14 protein-coding genes, 2 pseudogenes and 1 CRISPR repeat array are annotated in these 19623 nt (G+C 41.0%); of the genes and pseudogenes, 12 read left to right on the top strand and 4 right to left on the bottom strand.

All coding sequences use genetic code 11. The features are described from left to right. Positions 1–166: 166 nt before the first annotated feature. Positions 167–856: a CRISPR direct-repeat array (repeat unit 37 nt; unit sequence CTTTCAACCCGCCTCTAGCTGGGAGGGGTGTTGAAAC). 459 nt (positions 857–1315) lie between these two features. Both cas12k (AABK37_RS33810) and AABK37_RS33805 read right to left on the bottom strand, forming a co-directional pair. After that, positions 1316–1903: pseudogene (gene cas12k / locus AABK37_RS33810) on the bottom strand (type V CRISPR-associated protein Cas12k); the annotation flags it as partial. A 41-nt stretch (positions 1904–1944) separates the two neighbouring features. Beyond that, positions 1945–3171: an RNA-guided endonuclease InsQ/TnpB family protein gene (locus tag AABK37_RS33805; protein WP_432555846.1), complete on the bottom strand. Its 1227-nt coding sequence runs from the start codon at positions 3169–3171 to the stop codon at positions 1945–1947. A 91-nt stretch (positions 3172–3262) separates the two neighbouring features. On the opposite strand from AABK37_RS33805, the gene tnpA reads away from it, so the two are divergent. Then, positions 3263–3667, top strand: coding sequence for an IS200/IS605 family transposase (gene tnpA / locus AABK37_RS33800; protein ID WP_432555845.1), 405 nt, complete (start codon positions 3263–3265; stop codon positions 3665–3667). Between the two features lie 97 nt (positions 3668–3764). On the opposite strand, the gene cas12k (AABK37_RS33795) is transcribed toward tnpA, so the two are convergent. Continuing rightward, complete coding sequence (gene cas12k / locus AABK37_RS33795) at positions 3765–5090, bottom strand: type V CRISPR-associated protein Cas12k (protein ID WP_432555844.1); 1326 nt, start codon at positions 5088–5090, stop codon at positions 3765–3767. A 69-nt stretch (positions 5091–5159) separates the two neighbouring features. Here cas12k (AABK37_RS33795) and AABK37_RS33790 point away from each other — a divergent pair, with 69 nt between their 5' ends. The 8 genes and pseudogenes from AABK37_RS33790 to AABK37_RS33755 all read left to right on the top strand — a co-directional run bounded on the left by AABK37_RS33790 (position 5160) and on the right by AABK37_RS33755 (position 18074). After that, the gene (locus AABK37_RS33790; protein WP_432555843.1) at positions 5160–5588 is read left to right on the top strand and encodes a MerR family transcriptional regulator; all 429 of its coding nucleotides are present in this window, start codon (positions 5160–5162) and stop codon (positions 5586–5588) included. 54 nt (positions 5589–5642) lie between these two features. Next, the gene (locus AABK37_RS33785) at positions 5643–7274 is read left to right on the top strand and encodes an AAA-like domain-containing protein (RefSeq protein WP_432555842.1); all 1632 of its coding nucleotides are present in this window, start codon (positions 5643–5645) and stop codon (positions 7272–7274) included. Between the two features lie 3 nt (positions 7275–7277). Beyond that, complete coding sequence (locus AABK37_RS33780) at positions 7278–9317, top strand: AAA-like domain-containing protein (protein ID WP_432555841.1); 2040 nt, start codon at positions 7278–7280, stop codon at positions 9315–9317. Positions 9318–9344: 27 nt separating this feature from the next. Continuing rightward, positions 9345–9971, top strand: a pseudogene (locus tag AABK37_RS33775) (GUN4 domain-containing protein); the annotation flags it as partial. Positions 9972–10257: 286 nt separating this feature from the next. Further along, complete coding sequence (locus AABK37_RS33770; protein WP_432555840.1) at positions 10258–12984, top strand: DEAD/DEAH box helicase family protein; 2727 nt, start codon at positions 10258–10260, stop codon at positions 12982–12984. Continuing rightward, positions 12984–14087: a restriction endonuclease subunit S gene (locus AABK37_RS33765; protein ID WP_432555839.1), complete on the top strand. Its 1104-nt coding sequence runs from the start codon at positions 12984–12986 to the stop codon at positions 14085–14087. The genes AABK37_RS33770 and AABK37_RS33765 overlap by 1 nt, the downstream gene beginning before the upstream one ends. Before the next feature lie 266 nt (positions 14088–14353). Next, entirely contained in the window at positions 14354–15829 is a 1476-nt protein-coding gene (locus AABK37_RS33760; RefSeq protein WP_432555838.1) for an N-6 DNA methylase, read from the top strand. A gap of 331 nt (positions 15830–16160) precedes the next feature. Then, a complete protein-coding gene (locus AABK37_RS33755) occupies positions 16161–18074 on the top strand; it encodes an ATP-binding protein (RefSeq protein ID WP_432555837.1) in 1914 nt (637 codons plus the stop codon). A 30-nt stretch (positions 18075–18104) separates the two neighbouring features. Here the strand turns inward: AABK37_RS33755 and AABK37_RS33750 are convergent, their stop codons facing one another. Beyond that, positions 18105–18281: a ribbon-helix-helix domain-containing protein gene (locus tag AABK37_RS33750; protein ID WP_432555836.1), complete on the bottom strand. Its 177-nt coding sequence runs from the start codon at positions 18279–18281 to the stop codon at positions 18105–18107. Between the two features lie 174 nt (positions 18282–18455). Between AABK37_RS33750 and AABK37_RS33745 the strand changes: the two genes are divergently transcribed. The 3 genes from AABK37_RS33745 to AABK37_RS33735 are packed head-to-tail and all read left to right on the top strand — an operon-like array spanning position 18456 to position 19310. Further along, positions 18456–18680 carry a hypothetical protein gene (locus AABK37_RS33745; protein WP_432555835.1) on the top strand — a complete coding sequence of 75 codons (225 nt, stop codon included), beginning with the start codon at positions 18456–18458 and terminating at the stop codon, positions 18678–18680. Continuing rightward, positions 18655–19011, top strand: coding sequence for a hypothetical protein (locus tag AABK37_RS33740; protein WP_432555834.1), 357 nt, complete (start codon positions 18655–18657; stop codon positions 19009–19011). Before AABK37_RS33745 ends, AABK37_RS33740 begins: the two co-directional genes overlap by 26 nt. Then, positions 19008–19310: a helix-turn-helix domain-containing protein gene (locus AABK37_RS33735; RefSeq protein WP_432555833.1), complete on the top strand. Its 303-nt coding sequence runs from the start codon at positions 19008–19010 to the stop codon at positions 19308–19310. Before AABK37_RS33740 ends, AABK37_RS33735 begins: the two co-directional genes overlap by 4 nt. The last annotated feature ends 313 nt before the right edge of the window (positions 19311–19623 follow it).

Raw genomic sequence — 19623 nt, 5'->3', positions numbered from 1 at the left:
TACCCTCAAATATTCTCTTCTCTCAAAAACTATACCTATCAATGCTTTTGGCATATTTTAAGTAAGTTGTATTTTTGTTGAGAAAGATGCGGGTAATGCATAGCTCTAGCTGGGAGGGGTGTTGAAACTTTCGAGTCCCAGACCATCTATCTCGTCAAGCAAAAGACTTTCAACCCGCCTCTAGCTGGGAGGGGTGTTGAAACCCGGTTCCACATTTGCCAGAGCCGATATGATTGAACTTTCAACCCGCCTCTAGCTGGGAGGGGTGTTGAAACTTTTCAGCCCAAAGGAACGGATTTGACTCTAGCTTCTTTCAACCCGCCTCTAGCTGGGAGGGGTGTTGAAACTTACGCGATCGGTGTTGGTCAGAAAGTATCAATAGCTCTTTCAACCCGCCTCTAGCTGGGAGGGGTGTTGAAACCTGGAATTAAGTTCCAGAAATTAGCATTAGATTTTACGCTTTCAACCCGCCTCTAGCTGGGAGGGGTGTTGAAACTAAACTTTTCGTTCAACCCGATAATACGGACTTCCGCTTTCAACCCGCCTCTAGCTGGGAGGGGTGTTGAAACTTGCATAAAGATAAAGCACGCATCTCACATACTCTTTCAACCCGCCTCTAGCTGGGAGGGGTGTTGAAACTTTGTAACATCCGTTTGCGTCGTTTAGCTTTATCTCCTTTCAACCCGCCTCTAGCTGGGAGGGGTGTTGAAACTTAGAGCCAAAGTAGCGGACAACTTCAAACTTGACTTTCAACCCGCCTCTAGCTGGGAGGGGTGTTGAAACAAGCCAGGAAGACCTGAACTTGGTAATGTACGGATTCTTTCAACCCGCCTCTAGCTGGGAGGGGTGTTGAAACTCTCCGCTTCAAACCCTTGATTTACCAATAGTTATGAAGGCATTTTTGTCACGTCTCCCAAAATCGCCCGTCAGTTAACACTTAAAAAGTAAATCAACTGACACCTTAAAGGCTATAAACCTCATTAAACAAGCGATTTAAAGTTTTGGCAGCAACCCCAGGAAAATTGACCCCGCTTTGCCTTGCCAAAAAATAATTAAGGTGGGTTCCTCCTTGGTCGGAGGTGATTCAGTAGCCACCACTGCGGTAAACCCGCACCTCTATTACTGGGGGCGCACCTTATTCCTGTCCGCAAGGGACAGCAGCATCAAGGTGGGCAGCTACTAGGGTCAGAAAGCAAGACTGTTTAACAGCAGTCAAACTAACCCAAATTTACACAACACAGAGGCTTGTAACAAGCATGAACTGCGGCGCTGTTGAATATTCTTATTCTATTGTCAAGGTTCGGTGTTTTGTCAATCAGTTTATTTTGCGGGAATGGTAAGCAGCGATCGCTAATTCTTTCGCTTTCTCTTGTGGACTACCTCGAATTGGCTGTTTTGACTCCTCTATAACAATTCCAGCTTTAACAGCTGACGAGCGAATGTTTGCCATCAATCTGCCGTAGCTCCACTGATGGACGCTAACTCGGTATTGTTTAGCATACTGTTTTTGAACTTCTATTAAGTCTGATTTTTGTTCAGCTTTGGCTTGAACCTCACTTTGAACTTGTTCTCGCATATTGTCCAAGTTACGTAGAACAATACTTCCAGCAGAGTATGTTTGGGCGATCGCCACAATCTCTTTAGCTAGTAATCTGTCTACATACTGCCCTAATTCTGATTCTCCCATTTGATTTGGTGCAGCCAGCGTTTGAGCTATTTGGCGTTGGTGGGATAGCGAATGTTTCTGTTGTCGCTGTTGGTTTAGTAATTTGTAATTCTCGCCCAGTAGTTGTTTAATATTGCGGTAGGTAATAACTTTACTTGTAGAGCCATCAACTACTGCTACTGTTGCAGGCTTCTCTAAACCAAGGCTAACTGCAACAAGAATATGAGATTGACCTTGATTTGACACTCCCCTGGCTAAAGCCGAGGGGATTCTGTAATCTACGTCAGAATTTGCTCTAGCAGGCTTGCGCCAACTAGCGTAGAGATTCCAACTCCTACAGCGTTTGTTCGGGATTGCCCATCCCTACCTTGTCTTGCAAGATTTAGAATATTTATCGCAGCGTTAACGTCTCTATGCAAGCTACGTCCACAGCTACAATTATGGGTACGGGTTGATAGAGACTTTTTAACAATTACACCGCAGCTACTACACTTTTGAGACGTGTAATGTGGTGGTACGGCTACAGCTAATTTATCAAACTTAACTGCAAAATATTCTAACCATTGCCTAAACAAATACCAACTAGCATCGCTAATTGACTTTGCTAAACAATGATTTTTAACCATATTTGAAACTCTTAAATCTTCATAGGCTACTAAGTCGTTAGACTTGACTACGCAACGTGCAATTCTCTTTGCATGTTCTATACGTTGCCTACTTACTCTTAAGTGTTTTTTGGCATAGACTTTTCTTGCTTTGCGTCTACCCAATGAACCTTTGACTTTTTTGTAAATACGTCTTTGAGATTGCTTAATTGATGTTTCTGCTTTTCTCAAAAACTTTGGGTTAGGGCGGCACGTTTTGGGGGGAAGCTTCCCCCCAAAAGCTGCCTTTTCATGATGCCCATTGCTGTCAGAATAGAATGACTCTATACCAACATCTAAACCTATTTCTGCACCTATTTTAGGTTGAATATCGCTCAACACAATGCCGATGCAGAATTGAGCATAATACCCGTCAGCGCGACGGATTAAACGTATTCGCTTAATATCTTTAGTGTCGTAGGCTTGAATATTCCATTTACCTAAAAGTCTTAATTCACCAATACCTTTTTTATCGGTAAAAGTGATGCGTCTTTTAGTTGGGTGAAGCTTCCAACCTGATGTTTTATATTCAGTAGAGCGGCAATCTTTTTGAAACCTGGGATATCCTTTTTTACCCGAGTTTTTAGACTTGCAATTATCGTAAAAGCGAGATATAGCAAACCATCCACGCTCTGCGGCTGATTGTACAGCCATAGAGTTTAGTTCGGCAACACTCATGAATTCTTTGCGTAGTTGAGTGGAATACTTGTTAAGGGCAAACTTATCTACTTTCAGTTCTTTGTCAGCATCCATCCAATATCTTATCGCTTTATTGCGGATGAATTGGGTGGTGCGGATAGCATCATCAATAGCTGCATATTGAGCTTTTTTGCCTTTAACCTTGTATTCTAGAACCAGCATTTTTTTAACCTTGCTGCCAAACTTATTTGTATTCGACCTCATACAAATATACAATAGCTATATACAGAATAACAAATATTATTGTAAAGTTATGGCTAAGTTTTCTCCCGATGAGTACCGACATGAGGGTAATGCTGTTTCGCTTCTAAACTATCATTTCGTATTTATTCCTAAGCGACGCAAAAAAGTTTTAGTAGGGGCTATTGCAGAGAAACTACAGGAGGTTATTTTTGAGGTTTGTGTTGAGAATAGGTGGAAAATTATTGCGCTGGAAATTATGCCAGACCACGTTCACATGTTTGTAAATGCTAAACCTAGTGATGACCCAAGTAAAATTATTCGGTTAATTAAAGGTCGAGCATCGCATGTGCTGAGAAAAGAATTTCCAGAGTTGATGAAGCTACCAACTCTTTGGACACCCAGCTATTTCGTAAGCACAGCAGGCAATATTTGCACAGAAACGGTGAAGCGATATATAGAACAACAAAAAGCCTGAAGGCAGGATAAATCCTGCTACCAGCCTTCATCCCTTGGCTAAAGCACAGATGTGGCACTATAACGTGCCACATCCTCAAGGGTTTTCGGCATTTTCCTTATAAGGGCTTGCTGGGACGGGGAAAGGGGTTATTAATTCTGGCTAGAGATGAGTTTTTCCGTTTTATGTGAGCTTGTTGTTGATCGTTGAGTTCACCTTTGGCTTTTGTCTGGGTGATAGTTTTAGCAATTTCTTCTGCTTTCTCTTCTCTGACAAGATTTGTTCCCTCAGCCGTCCACAGGCGAGTATCTACAGAACAGTAAAGGGTTAAGTGGTTAACTTTCCACTCTTCGCCTTTACCTTCCCCTTCTTGCCAAGCAATACGCCCACTACGGAGAGTGAATAGGCTGCTAGAGAGTTGGTTTTTGCTGTTCCGCTTGATTTGCTGATCTTCTAAAAAGCGTTGAAACCAGTGGAGTTGGCGAGAATTACAATACACTTGAAAAGTATGCTCACCTAGTCCGTTAAATTTTACACAGATACGTCCACGCTCGTTCTTAAACCAAGTCATGTCTTCGTTGGTTTCATAAGCTACTGGGAAAGGTAGTTTACTAGATTTTTTTAAAAGGCTGTCTTGCCAAGATTTCGCCTCCGTTTCATTTTCAGGAACATTATCAGTGGCAAGCAAAAGAGTTTCTAGCCACTTGGCATCGTTTAAATCTCGACCTTTAGGGATTCGTGCCTCTAGTTGTTCTCTCAGACGTTCAATTTGAATCTCAAGTTGACGACGGCGTTTAGCAAACTTTTGAGTGTCTTCCTCTTTATCATTGATTTTGCAACCATTCTTGAGAAGATAGCTAATTGCACAATGAGTCAAAATATCTTCTGTGTCGCGGTAAGCCTCAAACAAAGTTTTAGAGATACTGCGATCACTATCTGAGGCTTTTGATTTTTTAGTCTTTTTACGTTTCTTTCCTGTCGCTGGTTGTGCTTCAACTGTATCAGACTGGGGGGTAAGTTCAGCCAGTATTTCAGCAGCTTTGCTACGAAGGCTGTCTAGGGTCACACCACTAGCTTCTACTAATTCAGTATCGCTTTTAAGCATTTCCCACCAACGAATTTTGCCTTCTAGTTGGGACTGCGATCGCTTTATCAATGCCAACCAAGATTTGTAGATGTAATTCACTGTGGCGATCGCACTTGTGTAAAACCGCGCTGGTTGACCGATGAAGCGAGGGTCTGTTTTCAAAGGTTGGCACAATTCTTTGACAATACCAGTCGGGTGTTTGCTTTTTTGTCGCCAAGTTTCAAACTCTGGGTGTTGAGCCACCTTTAGCAACAGTTCGTTAATCAGTGGCGTGTTTTTTTCTGCCATTAGCTTCCATAGCTGTTGGCGGGTAGATTCACTTGCTACTAAACGACACTGAATAGTAATCTGGCTCATACGTTTACTAACACATATGTCTAATAATACCATATTTGTTTAAAGAACTGCTATGCCTACAATGATTTCATGCAAGAAACGTTTTTTACGAGTAAACAAGCGGCTGAAATCACAGGCTGCACCCTGCGTCAACTCCAGTACTGGCGTGAAAAGGGTGTGGTTGTTCCTGTTATTGGTGAGACGGGAACAGGACGTAGTATTTATTACTCAAAGCCAAATTTAATGGAACTGGCAGCAATGTTATATTTTTTGTCGATGGGATTGAGTTTTGATATTGCCAGTACTACGCTGAAAACCCTCAGAGACAAGGAACCGGAGTTATTTGAATCAGGTATTGGTAGTCGGTGGATGCTTCTTTGGGAGGGGCATAAGCCATCGCTAAATCTTGTAGTGTATGACCGAGAACAGGCGATCGCATCTTTAGATGAAGGTAAACCTGTGATTCCGGTGTGGCTAGACGTGATTTATCAGCAGTTGATGAATAGGTTGGCAGGTTAATCTGACATAATTTTGAGAGACTGCGGTATCAAACTATAAAAATTCACGTTTCTAATGAGTACTAATAATCAAGCTCGAAAGATTCTGCTGTTATCAGCAAATCCTAAAGATACCAGCCGACTTCGCTTGGGTGAGGAGATGCGCGAGATTAAAGAGGGATTAAAACGAGCAAAGAAGCGTGATGATTATTCAATAGATACAGCAGAAGCAGTACGATACAGGGATATACATAGAGCTATTCTGGAATACGAACCACACATAATTCACTTTTCTGGGCATGGATCTGGAGAAGAAGGCTTGGTATTTGAAGATGAAACGGGTCAAACCAAGTTAGTTGATGCAGAGGCTTTAGCGGGATTGTTTCAACTGTTCGCTAACCAAGTAGAGTGTGTTGTTCTCAATGCGTGCTACTCAAAGTATCAGGCAGAAGAAATAGCCAGACACATTAATTATGTGGTGGGTATGAGTCAGGCAATTGTAGATAAAGCAGCAGTTGAGTTTGCTGTGGGTTTTTATGATGCACTGGGAGCAGGTCAAGATTATGAATTTGCCTATAAACTAGGTTGTAGCGTGATTCGCGTAGCAGGGATACCGCAGAATTTAATACCCCAACTCATCACCAAAAAAAATTTACTCTCCCAGCTTGCCTCAGAGAAATCATCTGCAAGCTTTGACTTAGAACCACGAGCAACAAACATATATATTGAACGCCCACCGATTGAAGAAAAATGCTATAAAGCTATTTTGCAACCTGGTGCGCTGATTCGTATCAAAGCTCCGCAAAAAATGGGTAAAACATTACTGTTAGAGAAACTACTCGACTATGCTAGACAGCAGGGTTATCAAACAGCCAAATTAGATTTGAAGCTAGCTGATAGTTCTGCCCTAGCAGATTTGAAGACTTTCTTACAGTGGTTGTGCGGCAATGTTTCTGAGAGTCTAGAATTGGAAGCTAAGTTGGATGACTACTGGCAAGATAGTATGGGGCTGAATACAAGCTGTACTCGTTACTTTCAAAAATATTTATTATCAAATATTGATAGTCCGGTTGTTGTTGCCATAGATAACTTTGAGCGGCTGTTTAAATGTGAAAACATTTTTTCCGAATTTTGCTTACTGCTGCGGAGTTGGTATGAAACTGCTAAACAAGGGGACAGAATGGGTAAAGTTTGGAAAAAAATTAGGTTAGTGGTGGTTAATTCTACTGAAACTTATCCTACCTTAGACACGAATCGCTCACCGTTTAATGTTGGATTAGCCATTGAATTACCTGAATTTAATCAGAAGCAGGTAGAAGAAATGGTGAACCAGTATGAATTAGATGGACAATTAGGAGAACAAGGTTTAAATCAACTAATGGGATTGCTAGGAGGACATCCTTATTTGGTGCAAGAGACGTTGGAGAATCTCAAAAGTCAAAAAACTTCCCTAGAAGAACTTTTGGCACTTGCTCCAACGGAAGAAGGAGTTTTTAGCCACCATCTGCGAGAACAACTGGAATGTTTACAAGATGATTTTCAGCTAGAAGAAGCTTATAAAAAAGTGGTAACGGCAAATGAACCTGTGCAACTTAATCCTAAAATTACATTTAAGCTGCACAGTCTGGGGTTAACCAAAATTATTCGCAATGATTGCGTTCCTAGTTGTGATTTATACCGTCAGTACTTCTTGGCACGTTTGGGGTAAGATATGGTTGAGGAACTAAAGACCGAATATTACTTTTCCGGTACCTTGCCTGAATATGTCAGCACATATGTGACACGGGAAGCTGATAACGAATTGTTAGACGCACTTCAAAAAGGAAAGTTTTGTTATGTGCTGAATTCTAGGCAAAGTGGGAAGTCCAGCTTGCGACTTAGAACAATGAACCGACTTTCGTCAGCTGGTGTGGAATGTGCGTCTATTGATTTATCTGCTATCGATATTCAAAGTGCTACACAAGAAAAATGGTATGCGGATTTAATTGTGAAGCTAATCGACAGCTTTGACTTGGATGTAGATTTTCAACAGTGGTGGGAGAAGAACCAATTAAATTCATCTTTGCTGCGATTTAGTCATTTTCTGGAAAAGAAGCTACTGGTTGAAGTTAGAGAAAATATTGTTATTTTCATTGACGAAATTGATAGTGTTTTAAGTCTAAAATTTATTACTGATGATTTCTTTGCTTTTATCCGTTCTTGTTATAATCAGCGCGTTGATAATCCCGAATATAATCGCCTCACTTTTTGTTTATTAGGAGTTGCATCACCAAGCAATTTAATAGAAGATAAACAACGTACCCCATTTAATATTGGTAAAGCTATCTCTCTAAAAGGTTTTCAACTGCATGAGGTTGAGCCATTACAAAGAGGTTTGGAGGGTAAATTTAGTAACCCTCAAGCGGTAATGCAGGAAATTTTAGAATGGACAGGAGGACAACCGTTTTTGACACAAAAGTTGTGCCAATTTATGGTTGAGGAATCTCAGAAAGAAAACCCTAGTTCCGTTGAGCAGGTAGTGAAGTCCCGCATCATTGAAAATTGGGAATCTCAAGACGAACCTGAGCATCTGAGGACGATTCGTGACAGAATTTTGAGGGATGAGCAAAGGGCTGGATATTTGCTGGAATTATATCATAAAGTTCGACTTAGGGAAGGAGAATCTGAAATTTCAGCCGATGATACTATTGAACAAAGTGAATTACTGCTTTCAGGGTTAGTTGTCAGACAGCAGGGAAAGCTAAGAGTTTACAATCCTATTTATAAAGAAGTTTTTGGCTCCTATTGGATTGAAACACAATTAAAGAATCTGCGTCCCTATTCCGAAGCTTTTCAAGCTTGGATTGCTTCTGGATATAATGATGAATCTCGACTTGTACGCGGAAAAGCTTTACAAGATGCTGAAGAATGGGCAAAAAATAAAAGTTTAAGTTATCAAGATAGACAGTTTTTAGCAGCTAGTAGACAAAAGGAAATAGAAGTAGAAATTGCTATCTCTAAAAAAGAAGCTGAATTGGAAAAAGAGAGAAAGGATAAAGAAGCAGTAAAACAAAGGACTCAGTTACTTACTCAAGCTAATCAGAAAAGTCAACGGCTTATTCGTAACGGAATCATTGTTATAATTTCAGCTTTATCATTTGCAGTATTTTCAGCAACGAGGGCATATTATTTTGAACAGGAGGCAAGCCGTTTTAAAAAGGAGATTGAAGAAGGTAAAGAATCTCTTAAACTTGGGCGAGAACTAGTAAACATTAATGAATCAGACCAAACACCAAAAGAGAATAGAGATAAATTAGATGAACATGAAGAAGGGATTTCACAAGAGAGTGAATCGTTAATAAGGTTAGACAATAATCTAAAACTAGCTTTATTGAATATGGCATTAGCTGTTGCTTATCAGGAAAAAGATTTTAGAAAAGCACAGATGGCTTTAGAAAAAGTAGAGGATTATCTAAAAAAAAGTACAAAAACAACAGATATTTGGAGCGAGGAATTACAAATTCGTATTCTTGTCAAAAAAATTAGAGGAAATTTGTTTCAACAGAAAGATAAGAATGAAGAGAAAAAATATTATGAACAAGCATTCAATCTTATAAAAGTAAATAAATTTAATATATTTGATAATAAAAACAAGGTACAGATTATTACAAAGGAAGGTGTAGAAGCAATTCATATAAACCTTATATCTTTACTCTCAATTGGTGATAGCGATGTAAATCTCAAAAAAGAGGTTAAAAAATCTTTAGAATAACACCATAATAATGCAACAAAATACTATTACAGTGAACTAGATAACCAACTGAAAAAAGAGAGGTGGGAGAAAGCAGACAGAATAACAACTAAGCTTATGCTCCACATTGTTGGGGTAAAGGAGAAATCTAAACTTAACAGGATATCTATTAAAAAGTTCCAAGATTTCTGTCCATACCTTCAAAAAATTGACAATCTTTGGGTAGAACGCTCTAAAGGACGTTATGGTTTTAGTGTGCAAAAGCGATGGTATGAGAAATTTGGAAAACAGTTAAGTGATAGCGAAATCACAACAGCCTTGGAAAAAGGAGAGCAAGTCAAAAAACACGCAACCCCTAAGGGGGATTTGCTCTCAGCATTTATTCCTCCCGCTATTGCAGGTGAGCCAACAGAATACCCATCTTTAGGATTTAGATTTGAAAAGCGTGATATTCTATACGTCTGCCCATTTGAGACAGATTTAGTTTACGATGCTTCTATATTCGATCCACCATCAAATGTTCGTATCTCGCCAGATGGAAATGGAAGAGTGAAATGCCAAATTGATTCTCAGCAAACAATACGAGTTAGCACAGAACCTAAAGATGATTGGTACTATACAAGTGCTTGTGGTGGAGGCTGGATTCATAGAAGCCAAGTTCAAATTATCCATTAGCTAAAGAGTTTAAGAAGGTGTGATCACTTTTATGTTAAGTGACAAAAAATTAGACCCCTCATTAGGCTTAAGAAAAGAGCGATCGCACCAATACTACATATTTTGCCTCGCTTGGATCTCATAGATAAGAATCATCAATCTCTGAAAGATGCCTGACTACCGCTACTTGCAAAGTTTCTTTTGATACATATGCAATTGCTTTGCTTAAAGTGTAGCTATACTGAGATGAATGCGATTTAAGAGTCGTCTGTGACGCTTAAATATTGGGTAAGTGTAGAGATCAGTAATGAAACCAGAAGCACAAGCAAGGCAAAAAATTGACCAATTCCTTACCAACGCAGGTTGGATTGTTCAAGACTACAAGCAGATTAACTTGGGTGCTTCTTTGGGAATTGCCGTGCGGGAATATCCCCTGAAATCTGGTTTTGCTGATTACCTGCTATTCATCAATCGCAAAGCTGTTGGAGTCATCGAAGCGAAACCTGCTGGATTTGCCCTAAGCGGTGTTGAAATACAATCCGACAAATATTCGTTTAACTTGCCCAAAACTCTCCCCTGTCACCAGAAACCCTTACCCTTCAACTACGAAAGCACTGGTACAGAAACATTTTTTCGAGACTCCCGTGACCCCAATTATCGCTCAAGGCGGGTGTTTACTTTCCACAAACCGGAAACACTACACCAATGGCTAGGCAAGTCTGACACCCTCAGAGGACTTTTGCAACTGTTAACGACAATTGAAACAGAAGATTTACGAGATTGTCAAAAAGAAGCGATCGCTGGTTTATTTAATTCTCTCAAAGAAAATCGTCCGAGAGCGTTGATTCAGATGGCAACGGGTGTAGGCAAAACTTACACCGCTGTGAGTTTCATTTACTGGCTGATTAAGTTAGCTGGAGCGAAACGGGTTTTATTTTTGGTGGATCGGAAGAATTTGGGGCAGCAAACCCAGAAGGAGTTTCAGCAGTATCTTACCCCTGATGATGGGCGCAAGTTCACCGAACTCTATAACGTGCAGTTATTAACTTCTAACACCATCGATCCAGTAAATAAGGTGTGTATCACGACGATTCAGCGTCTTTATTCGATGTTGCGGGGAGAAGCTGAATTTGAGGCGGAAACTGAGGAAGCATCACAGTTCGATGGGGAAGAAGAAAACCAACAACCCAAGGATGTGGTTTATAACCCGAAAATTCCCATTGAAACTTTTGATTTCATTATCACCGATGAATGTCACCGCTCGATTTACAATGTGTGGCGACAAGTTTTGGAATATTTTGATGCTTTCATTATCGGATTGACGGCAACCCCTTCTCTGCAAACCTTTGGCTTTTTTGATCAAAATTTGGTGATGGAGTATCCCCACGAACGGGCTGTAGCGGATGGGGTGAATGTGGGGTATGAGGTTTATCGCATACGCACCCAGATTACAGAACAGGGTAGCAATATCCAATCAGGATTTTATATTGATAGACGCGATCGCCAAACTCGTGCGATACGTTGGCAGCAGTTGGATGAAGATTTAAACTATGTGGGGAGAGAGTTGGATCGTTCTGTCGTCGCAATTGACCAAATTCGCACGGTGATTCGCACCTTGAAACAGCGATTATTTACTGAGATATTCCCAGGTAGAAGCGAAGTTCCCAAAACCCTGATTTTTGCCAAAGATGACTCCCACGCTGAAGATATTGTGCGAATTGTCCGCCAAGAATTTGGCAAGGGGAATGAGTTTTGTAAAAAAATTACCTATCGCACCACTGGGGAGAAGACAGAAGATTTAATCGCTAGTTTCCGCAACTCCTATAACCCCCGCATTGCTGTCACCGTCGATATGATTTCCACGGGGACGGATATCAAACCTCTAGAATGTCTGGTTTTTATGCGGGATGTGAAATCGCGGATTTATTTTGAGCAGATGAAAGGACGGGGAACCCGCACAATTAATCCCACAGATTTTCAGGGAGTCACACCGGATGCTGAAGTTAAGGAACAATTCGTGATTGTGGATGCGGTGGGGGTGTGCGAGTCGGATAAAACAGATTCTCGTCCTTTGGAGCGTAAACGTAGCGTCCCTTTTGATAAATTAGTGCAAGCAGTGGCATTGGATCAGCGAGATGAAGACACGCTGATGTCGTTAGCGGGACGCTTGGCAAGGTTAGAGAAGCAACTAAATCAAGAGGAACGCAGAGAATTAAAAACCGCTGCTGGGGGCAAGTCTATTCAAGATATTACCAGAGAGTTACTCGATGCTGTCGATCCAGACAGGCAAATTGAACAGGCGATCGCACAGTTTCAAACCCCAACACCCACGGAAACACAACAGCAGCAAGCGGCAGAGGTATTAATAACCCTTGCTTGTCAACCGTTTGATAATCCCCAGTTTCGTAACTTGCTCAAAGACATTAAAAGTAATAATGAGCAGATTATTGATACTGTCAGTCAGGATGTGGTGTTAGAGGCGGGATTTGATACCACAGCCAGGGATAAGGCAATGGGGACGGTGGAGACTTTTCGCCAGTGTCTTGAGGCGAAAAAAGATGAAATTACCGCTCTGCAAATCCTTTATAATCAGCCCTACGGACAGCGACGGTTAACCTACGAGCAGATTAAGCAGTTAGCGAATGCCTTAGAACGTCCACCGTGCAACCTGACACCAGAAAAGGTGTGGCAAGCTTACGCGCAGTTGCAAGCGGATAAGGTGAGGGGTGCAGGGGTGCAAAAGCTGTTGACAGATATCATTTCTCTGGTACGCTTTGCGATGGGGGAAACGGAGACGTTAGAACCTTTCTCGGTGACGGTAGAGGAGAAGTTTCAGCTGTGGTTAGCAGGAAAAGAGTTTACCTTACAGCAGGTGGGGTGGTTGGAAAAGATTAAGGAGCATATTGCCACCAGTTTGAGGATTGAGCCAGAGGATTTACAGGAAATGCCACAGGAGGCGTTTCAGGGTTATCAGTTGTTTGGAAATGATTTAATGGATATTTTGGATGAGTTGAATGAGGCGTTAGCTGCGTAATGGGTGAGGATTTGTATGAGTTGCCCAAGGGGTGGGTGTGGGTAACTTTAGATTCAATTTCGCTGAAAATTACTGATGGTGAGCATATTCGTCCAAAAGTAACTAATGATGGAATATTTTTTCTATCAGCTAAAGATGTTAGAGATAACGGAGTAGTTTTTGATAATACTCTTTTTATCAGCGAAGATGATGCTAAAAAATTTAGGCAGCGATGTGACCCTGAAGCAGGAGATATTCTTGTAGTTAGTCGAGGAGCAACTGTAGGTAGAAGTTGTATAGTTAATATCAAAAAAATATTTTGTTTATTGGGTAGTGTCATCTTAATTAAGATATTTAAGCAAATTTCAAATAATTTTATATCCTATTTGTTAAAGTCTCTTACCATTCAAGAAGAACTAATTAGTATATCTGGTGCAACGGCACAGCAAGCTATCTATTTAAGAGATATTAAAAAAGTAGTTATTCCCCTTCCTCCACTTCCTGAACAACATTGCATCGTCGCCAAAATTGAGGAACTATTCACCCAACTTGATGCAGGGGTAGAGTTACTCAAAAAAGTAAAAGCCAAATTAAAACGCTACCGTCAAGCGGTGCTAAAAGCCGCAGTCGAAGGAAATTTAACTAAAGAATGGCGGGAAGCGAATCAAGGAGAATTAGAACCCGGCTCAGTGTTACTTGAACGCATCCTCAAGCAGCGACGGGAGAAGTGGGAAGCCGAACAACTGGCGAAGATGAAAGCACAGGGTAAAATTCCCAAGGATGACAGTTGGAAGCTGAAATATAAAGAACCCGTTGCACCAGATACCTCTGATTTACCTGAATTACCTCATGGTTGGTGTTGGGTAAATTATGACCAAATAGGTGAATGGTTTGGTGGTGGTACACCCAGAACAACAGTTTCTGAATATTGGGAAGGTGGGACAATTCCCTGGGTATCTTCCAAAGATATGAAAAGTTTTAAAATTTCCAGATCAGAAGACACAATTACACAACTTGGATTAGCAAATTCTACAGCTAATTTGATATTAGTAAAGCACCTGTTACATACTTGCGAGTTTGAGACTCAGGCGTTGAATCTTGGTATAAAATTACAAGGGCTTTAATATAATGGGGAAGTTGACCAGCCCGTGGTATGGCAAAACCCAGTAAACCACCAAGCGAAGTGAAGATAATCGGGATAATGGATGCGAAAAGACTAGTAACTGCTGGTAAAGCCAGTCCGGTGAGTGCAAACATTCTTCTTTCTAATTCCTGAATACTAACGTTTAAGGATGTACACTCGAATTCTGGTCATTGTTTACCAAATCCGGTACTACACTATTTAGTATTCCCAGAGTCATATCAGTTTATAACAAAGTTAATTTATTAAATGTCTAACCAATCTTCTGCCATAGTCCAAAAACTCTGGAATTACTGCAACGTCCTCCGCGATGATGGCGTTAGCTACAACGACTATGTAGAACAACTCACATATTTAGTATTCTTAAAAATGGTGGACGAACAAGCCCAACTCCCTCCACCTGTGGGCAAACCTTCCAGCATTCCTAAAGAATACGACTGGCAAAGCTTACGTTTAAAAGATGGCGATGCTTTAGAAATTCAATATCGCCACACTTTAGAAAATCTGGGCAAAGAAAAAGGACTTTTGGGTGTTATCTTCCGCAAATCTCAAAAGAAAATACAAGACCCCGCTAAACTCAAACGACTGGTAGAACTCATTAACTCCGAAACTTGGATCGGGTTAGATATCGACGTTAAAGGCGAAATTTACGAAGGACTGCTGCAAAAGAACGCTGAAGATGTCAAAGGTGGTGCAGGACAATATTTTACCCCTAGGGCATTAATTCAAGCCATAGTCGAAGTCATGCAACCAAAACCCGGACAGCGCATCTGCGATCCGGCTTGCGGGACTGGTGGTTTTTTCTTAGTTGCTAGCGATCGCATCACTAAAAATTACAAATTAGATAAAGCCGAAAAACAATTCCTGAAAAATCAAACCTTCAAAGGCTTTGATGTCGCTGATGGCGTAGTGCGTCTCTGTGCGATGAATCTGTATTTACACGGCATAGCTGGTGATGAAAGTCCCGTCGAAGCCAAAGATAGCTTAATGGCAGATCCAGGCGATCGCTTTGAATTAGTATTGACTAATCCCCCCTTCGGTAAAAAAAGCAGCATCACCGTTTTCAACGACGATGGCAAAGCAGATAAAGAAAAGGTCGTTTATCGCCGTGATGACTTTTGGGCAACCACATCTAACAAACAGTTAAACTTCCTTCAGCACGTCAAAACCCTACTACAAATCAACGGTAAAGCTGCCGTTGTCGTCCCCGATAACGTACTCTTTGAAGGTGGTGCAGGCGAAACCATCCGCAAAAAATTACTGCACGAGTGCGACGTTCACACCCTGCTGCGACTGCCTACGGGAATTTTCTATGCTCAAGGTGTAAAAGCTAACGTCCTATTCTTTGACCGCAAACCCGCCAGCGCCGACCCTTGGACAAAGAAACTCTGGATTTACGACTTTAGAACCAACCAACATTTTACCCTGAAAACGAATACCCTCCGCTACGAAAATTTGCAAGACTTTATCCAATGCTTCAAAGCCGAAAATCGTGAGGAACGCCAAGAAACAGAAAGGTTCCGCGCTTTTACCTATGAAGAACTGATGCAGCGCGATAAAGTCAGCCTAGATATTTTCTGGCTGAGGGATGAAAGTTTGGAAGATTCGGATAATCTTCCAGCACCGGATGTTTTAGCGTTAGAAATTGCTGAAGATTTAGAAGCAGCATTAGAACTGTTCCAAAGTATAACTGAGAACTTGGAAGCGAAAGCTCTGACTGAATAGTACTGGCTGCGACTAAACAGCAATAACGTGTGTCATCAATAACAAACAAACTTCTCATGCTTAGGCATCTTTGCTAACTTGAGAAAATATTTTTAGTAATGTCCATTCACCTAAAAAGACTAAATTTCAAATTTTTCTCTTCAATTCAAATATTTCAACTATAAATTCAGCTGATTGCAAACCTCAAAACTTTATAGTATCCGTTAGCATTAATTTATATTTGATACAGAGTTGAATCACCGCCTCCTGTAAAAAAGATTTAGTTTAGCTGCTATCGCGTATCATTTGTGACTAGTTTTTGACCACTTTCTGTGTAGTAATTATAGGTAATATGAAAGGTCTGAGCTTCATTGAACTTTGGGAAAAACTATTAGATAATGATGAATCAGTTCTAATAGAGGCTAAACGTTCAACTGAAATTGGTAAAAGCATGATGGAAACAGTTTCAGCTTTTGCCAATGAACCAGGACGCGGTGGCGGCTATGTTTTACTCGGTATAGAAAGGTCAGATGACTCCTCTGATGATTACAAAATAACTGGAGTACCTAACACTGACAAAATTCAATCTGACCTTGCCAGTCAATGCTGTCAGATGTTTAACGTTACTATTCGTCCTCTTATTGAAGTTCATAGTGAGAACGGTAAAAATGTTGTAGTAGCTTTTATACCTGAAGCTCAACCTTACGAAAAGCCTGTTTATATTAAAAGTAAAGGACTTCCTAAAGGTGCTTTTCGACGCATTGGCCCAACAGACCAACAATGTACAGACGAAGATTTAGCACTTTTCTATCAATTACGCCATCACGGCACATACGATGAAACTCCTGTACCTGAGTCTAGCTTGGAAGATTTTGACCCACAAGTGATCGCCGAATACAGACGTATCAGAAGTAATGTCAATCCTAACGCTGCGGAATTAAACTTCACTGATAGTGATTTACTTTACTCAGTAGCAGGAACGACAAAACATCATGGACAACTTTGTGCAAGCATTGCTGGAATAATGCTGTTTGGCAAGTCGGCTACTTTGCGACGGTACTTTCCCATGAGTCGTATTGACTACATTATAGTTGAAGGACGGGAATGGGTTCCTGATATAAATAATCGATATCAAACAGTTGAAATCATTGAACCATTGTTACTTGCTATACCAAGAATAGTTACCCTAGTACTGAGTGATATTCCAAAAGCTTTTTCAATAGGAGATAACAGTCTTTACCGTCAAGAAGTGCCACTAATTCCACGGACTGTAATTCGTGAAGCAATAGTTAATGCCTTAATGCATCGTAACTATAAGACACGTCAGCCCGTACAGATAATAAGATTTTCCAATCGCCTTGAAATTCGTAACCCTGGTCATTCTCTCAAACCCTTTGACTCGCTTGGAGAACCAGGTTCCATTACCCGTAACGAAAAAATTGCTGCTGTTTTACATGACGTTGGAATTGCAGAGACAAAAGGTACAGGTATCCGCGTTATGTTTGATGAAATGTATAAAGCAAATCTGACAATACCACTTTTTGAATCAAGCGCTGAGAGAGATAGCTTTACTGTTAAGCTCTTGGTTCATCATCTTCTAAGCCAAGAAGATGTGCAGTGGCTAGCGCAATTTCAGCATTGTAACCTGAGCAACGATCACGCTAGAGCATTAATTGTTGCGCGAGAAGTTGGTGGAATAAGTAACTTTGTATATCGCTCTGTTAACCGTGTAGATCCTCTTACAGCTAGTCAACAACTAAGACACCTACGCGGTTTAGGGTTACTTGTACAAAAAGGAAAAAGTTCAGCTACTTACTACACCCTTAGTCCAGATATTCTTGGCGATGACTTATGTAGTGAGTTAGCTGCACAAGTTAGCTCTAATGTAGCGAGTAGCCCGATAGATAATGACTTATCTAGCGGGTTAGTGTCTCCAAATAGCTCTTATCTAGCGGGTAACTCTATAGATAACAAATTAAGTGAGAGTTATTTAGACCAAATGCCCGAAGAATTAAAACAAGCTGTTGAGAGCTTAGGGGAACGCGCTGAACCACAAGAAGTTAGTTCTGTAATTATTCAACTTTGCCAATGGCAAGACTTATCCTCGTCAGATATTGCCGCTATCCTTGGACGTAATCAAGTTTATCTGCGGAATAAGTATTTGAATCCCCTAATTACATCAGGCGAACTTGAATATGTTCGCCAGGGAAATCCAAGTGATCCTCATCAAGCTTACCGGGCTAATAAGAAAAGCAAATTGATGTAAATTTTTTCGTAGACACAATAAGCGATCGCCTCACTTGCCTTTTTCCTGAGTTGGCAGAATTGTTCCTTCATCCTGTGCTTTTTTAATCGCTCGTTTGACTATTAACACTGCCATTTGAGACAAAGACCGCTCTTCTGCATCAGCCAACAGTTGCAGGGCTTCTTTGTCTTCTTGTTCCATGTAAAGAGTTACAGTTACTTTCCCCATATCACCATCATAAGCTCTGTTGTGTGTTTTTGTATTAAACACACAAAATAACATAAAAGTACACTAAAAAACATAATATTTATGTATAATCACTTATAAGTCAAAAGCCAGCGCTCAACTTTCCTACGGCTGTCGCGCTGGCTTCTGGCTCCTCTCATCAAGGAGACATATTCCATGTTAAAACCTGTTAGCAACAAAACAGATGTTTGCCAGGGCTATCAACAAGCTTTAGATGACTTCGGCATCACAGAACTACTTGCAAAACTTAGCAACTACTCTGACGCTGACTTCGATAGCGCTTGGATACAACCCCAGCAGCAAGAACTAGAAAACTTAGCCGTCATTCTAATTTCCCAGTTGACTGACAGCATCAATGGTAAGCTGGTTGCTAACAACTAATGCTATCCGCCAAGGAAACCAAGATATACTCCCAAGCTTGAGAAAGCAGAAATTTCCACCCTTGTCTATTGACCTTCCAGCCAACTTTCCCGACGTAGCGAAGACACCCCGCTTTCTGTACGGTGACAAGCTGCGTTGGCGCTCATCTGAAAGTGACACCGACTGGGGTATTGTTATCGGCAGATTTTATAGCTTCGCTCCCCATCGCTGCTGCTGGACGTGGTGCTACCTGATTTGGTTGAGTTCATACAGTGCCAGTGCCGCTTGGACAGTTGCTGACACAGCCTGGGAAGAGGATTTAGAACCAATATGCGAGGAAACAGAATTATGAATCCTCGTCTTCTGACCCAGCGAGAGCAAGATTTGATACAACTGTACAGCCACTGCCAACTGGAAATGACACCCAAGAAATTTTATGGCAAATGGGATGTTAATCAAGAGGCGATCGCTCAAATTTGTTCTCGCTCACTTTCAACTGTCCGGCGTTGGTTCTCCAAAGGTCGCAATTACCGCCGTCCCATGCCCTGCGATTTACGCCATCTTGCCCTGATGGACTTCCTGCTAGAACATTTCGAGGAAATTCCAGAAGAATTTCTGAAGATACTCTGTTCTCTCAAAGGGCATAACTAGGAATCGAAAAGTCAACAAATTTCAATATCATCCTGATATTTTTTTACCAGCCACTCTCACAGTAGGGTGGCTTTAGTCTTGGAATGTTTAAGCAAGCTTTGTCTATTATTCAACTCCAATTCACCAGCTAAATCAGAGGTATTATCAGGAGGGATTTGTGACCTACGTTGAAAAGCTAAATCCTTGGTGTATAGTCCGCCATTTTCCTAGTAACCCAAGTTGCTAGTTATGCTTTAGAGGGTTCGCAGGCATAACATTAAAGCAATAAAATCCCCTCCAGAGTCAAAATCGGAGGGGTTTATGTTAAATGAAA

It is taken from the genome of Tolypothrix sp. VBCCA 56010, from assembly GCF_050875635.1.
Classification (GTDB): Bacteria; Cyanobacteriota; Cyanobacteriia; order Cyanobacteriales; family Nostocaceae; genus Hassallia.
The sequence above is the reverse complement of the archived record's forward strand: the minus strand, read 5'-3'. Positions and strand labels throughout refer to the sequence as shown.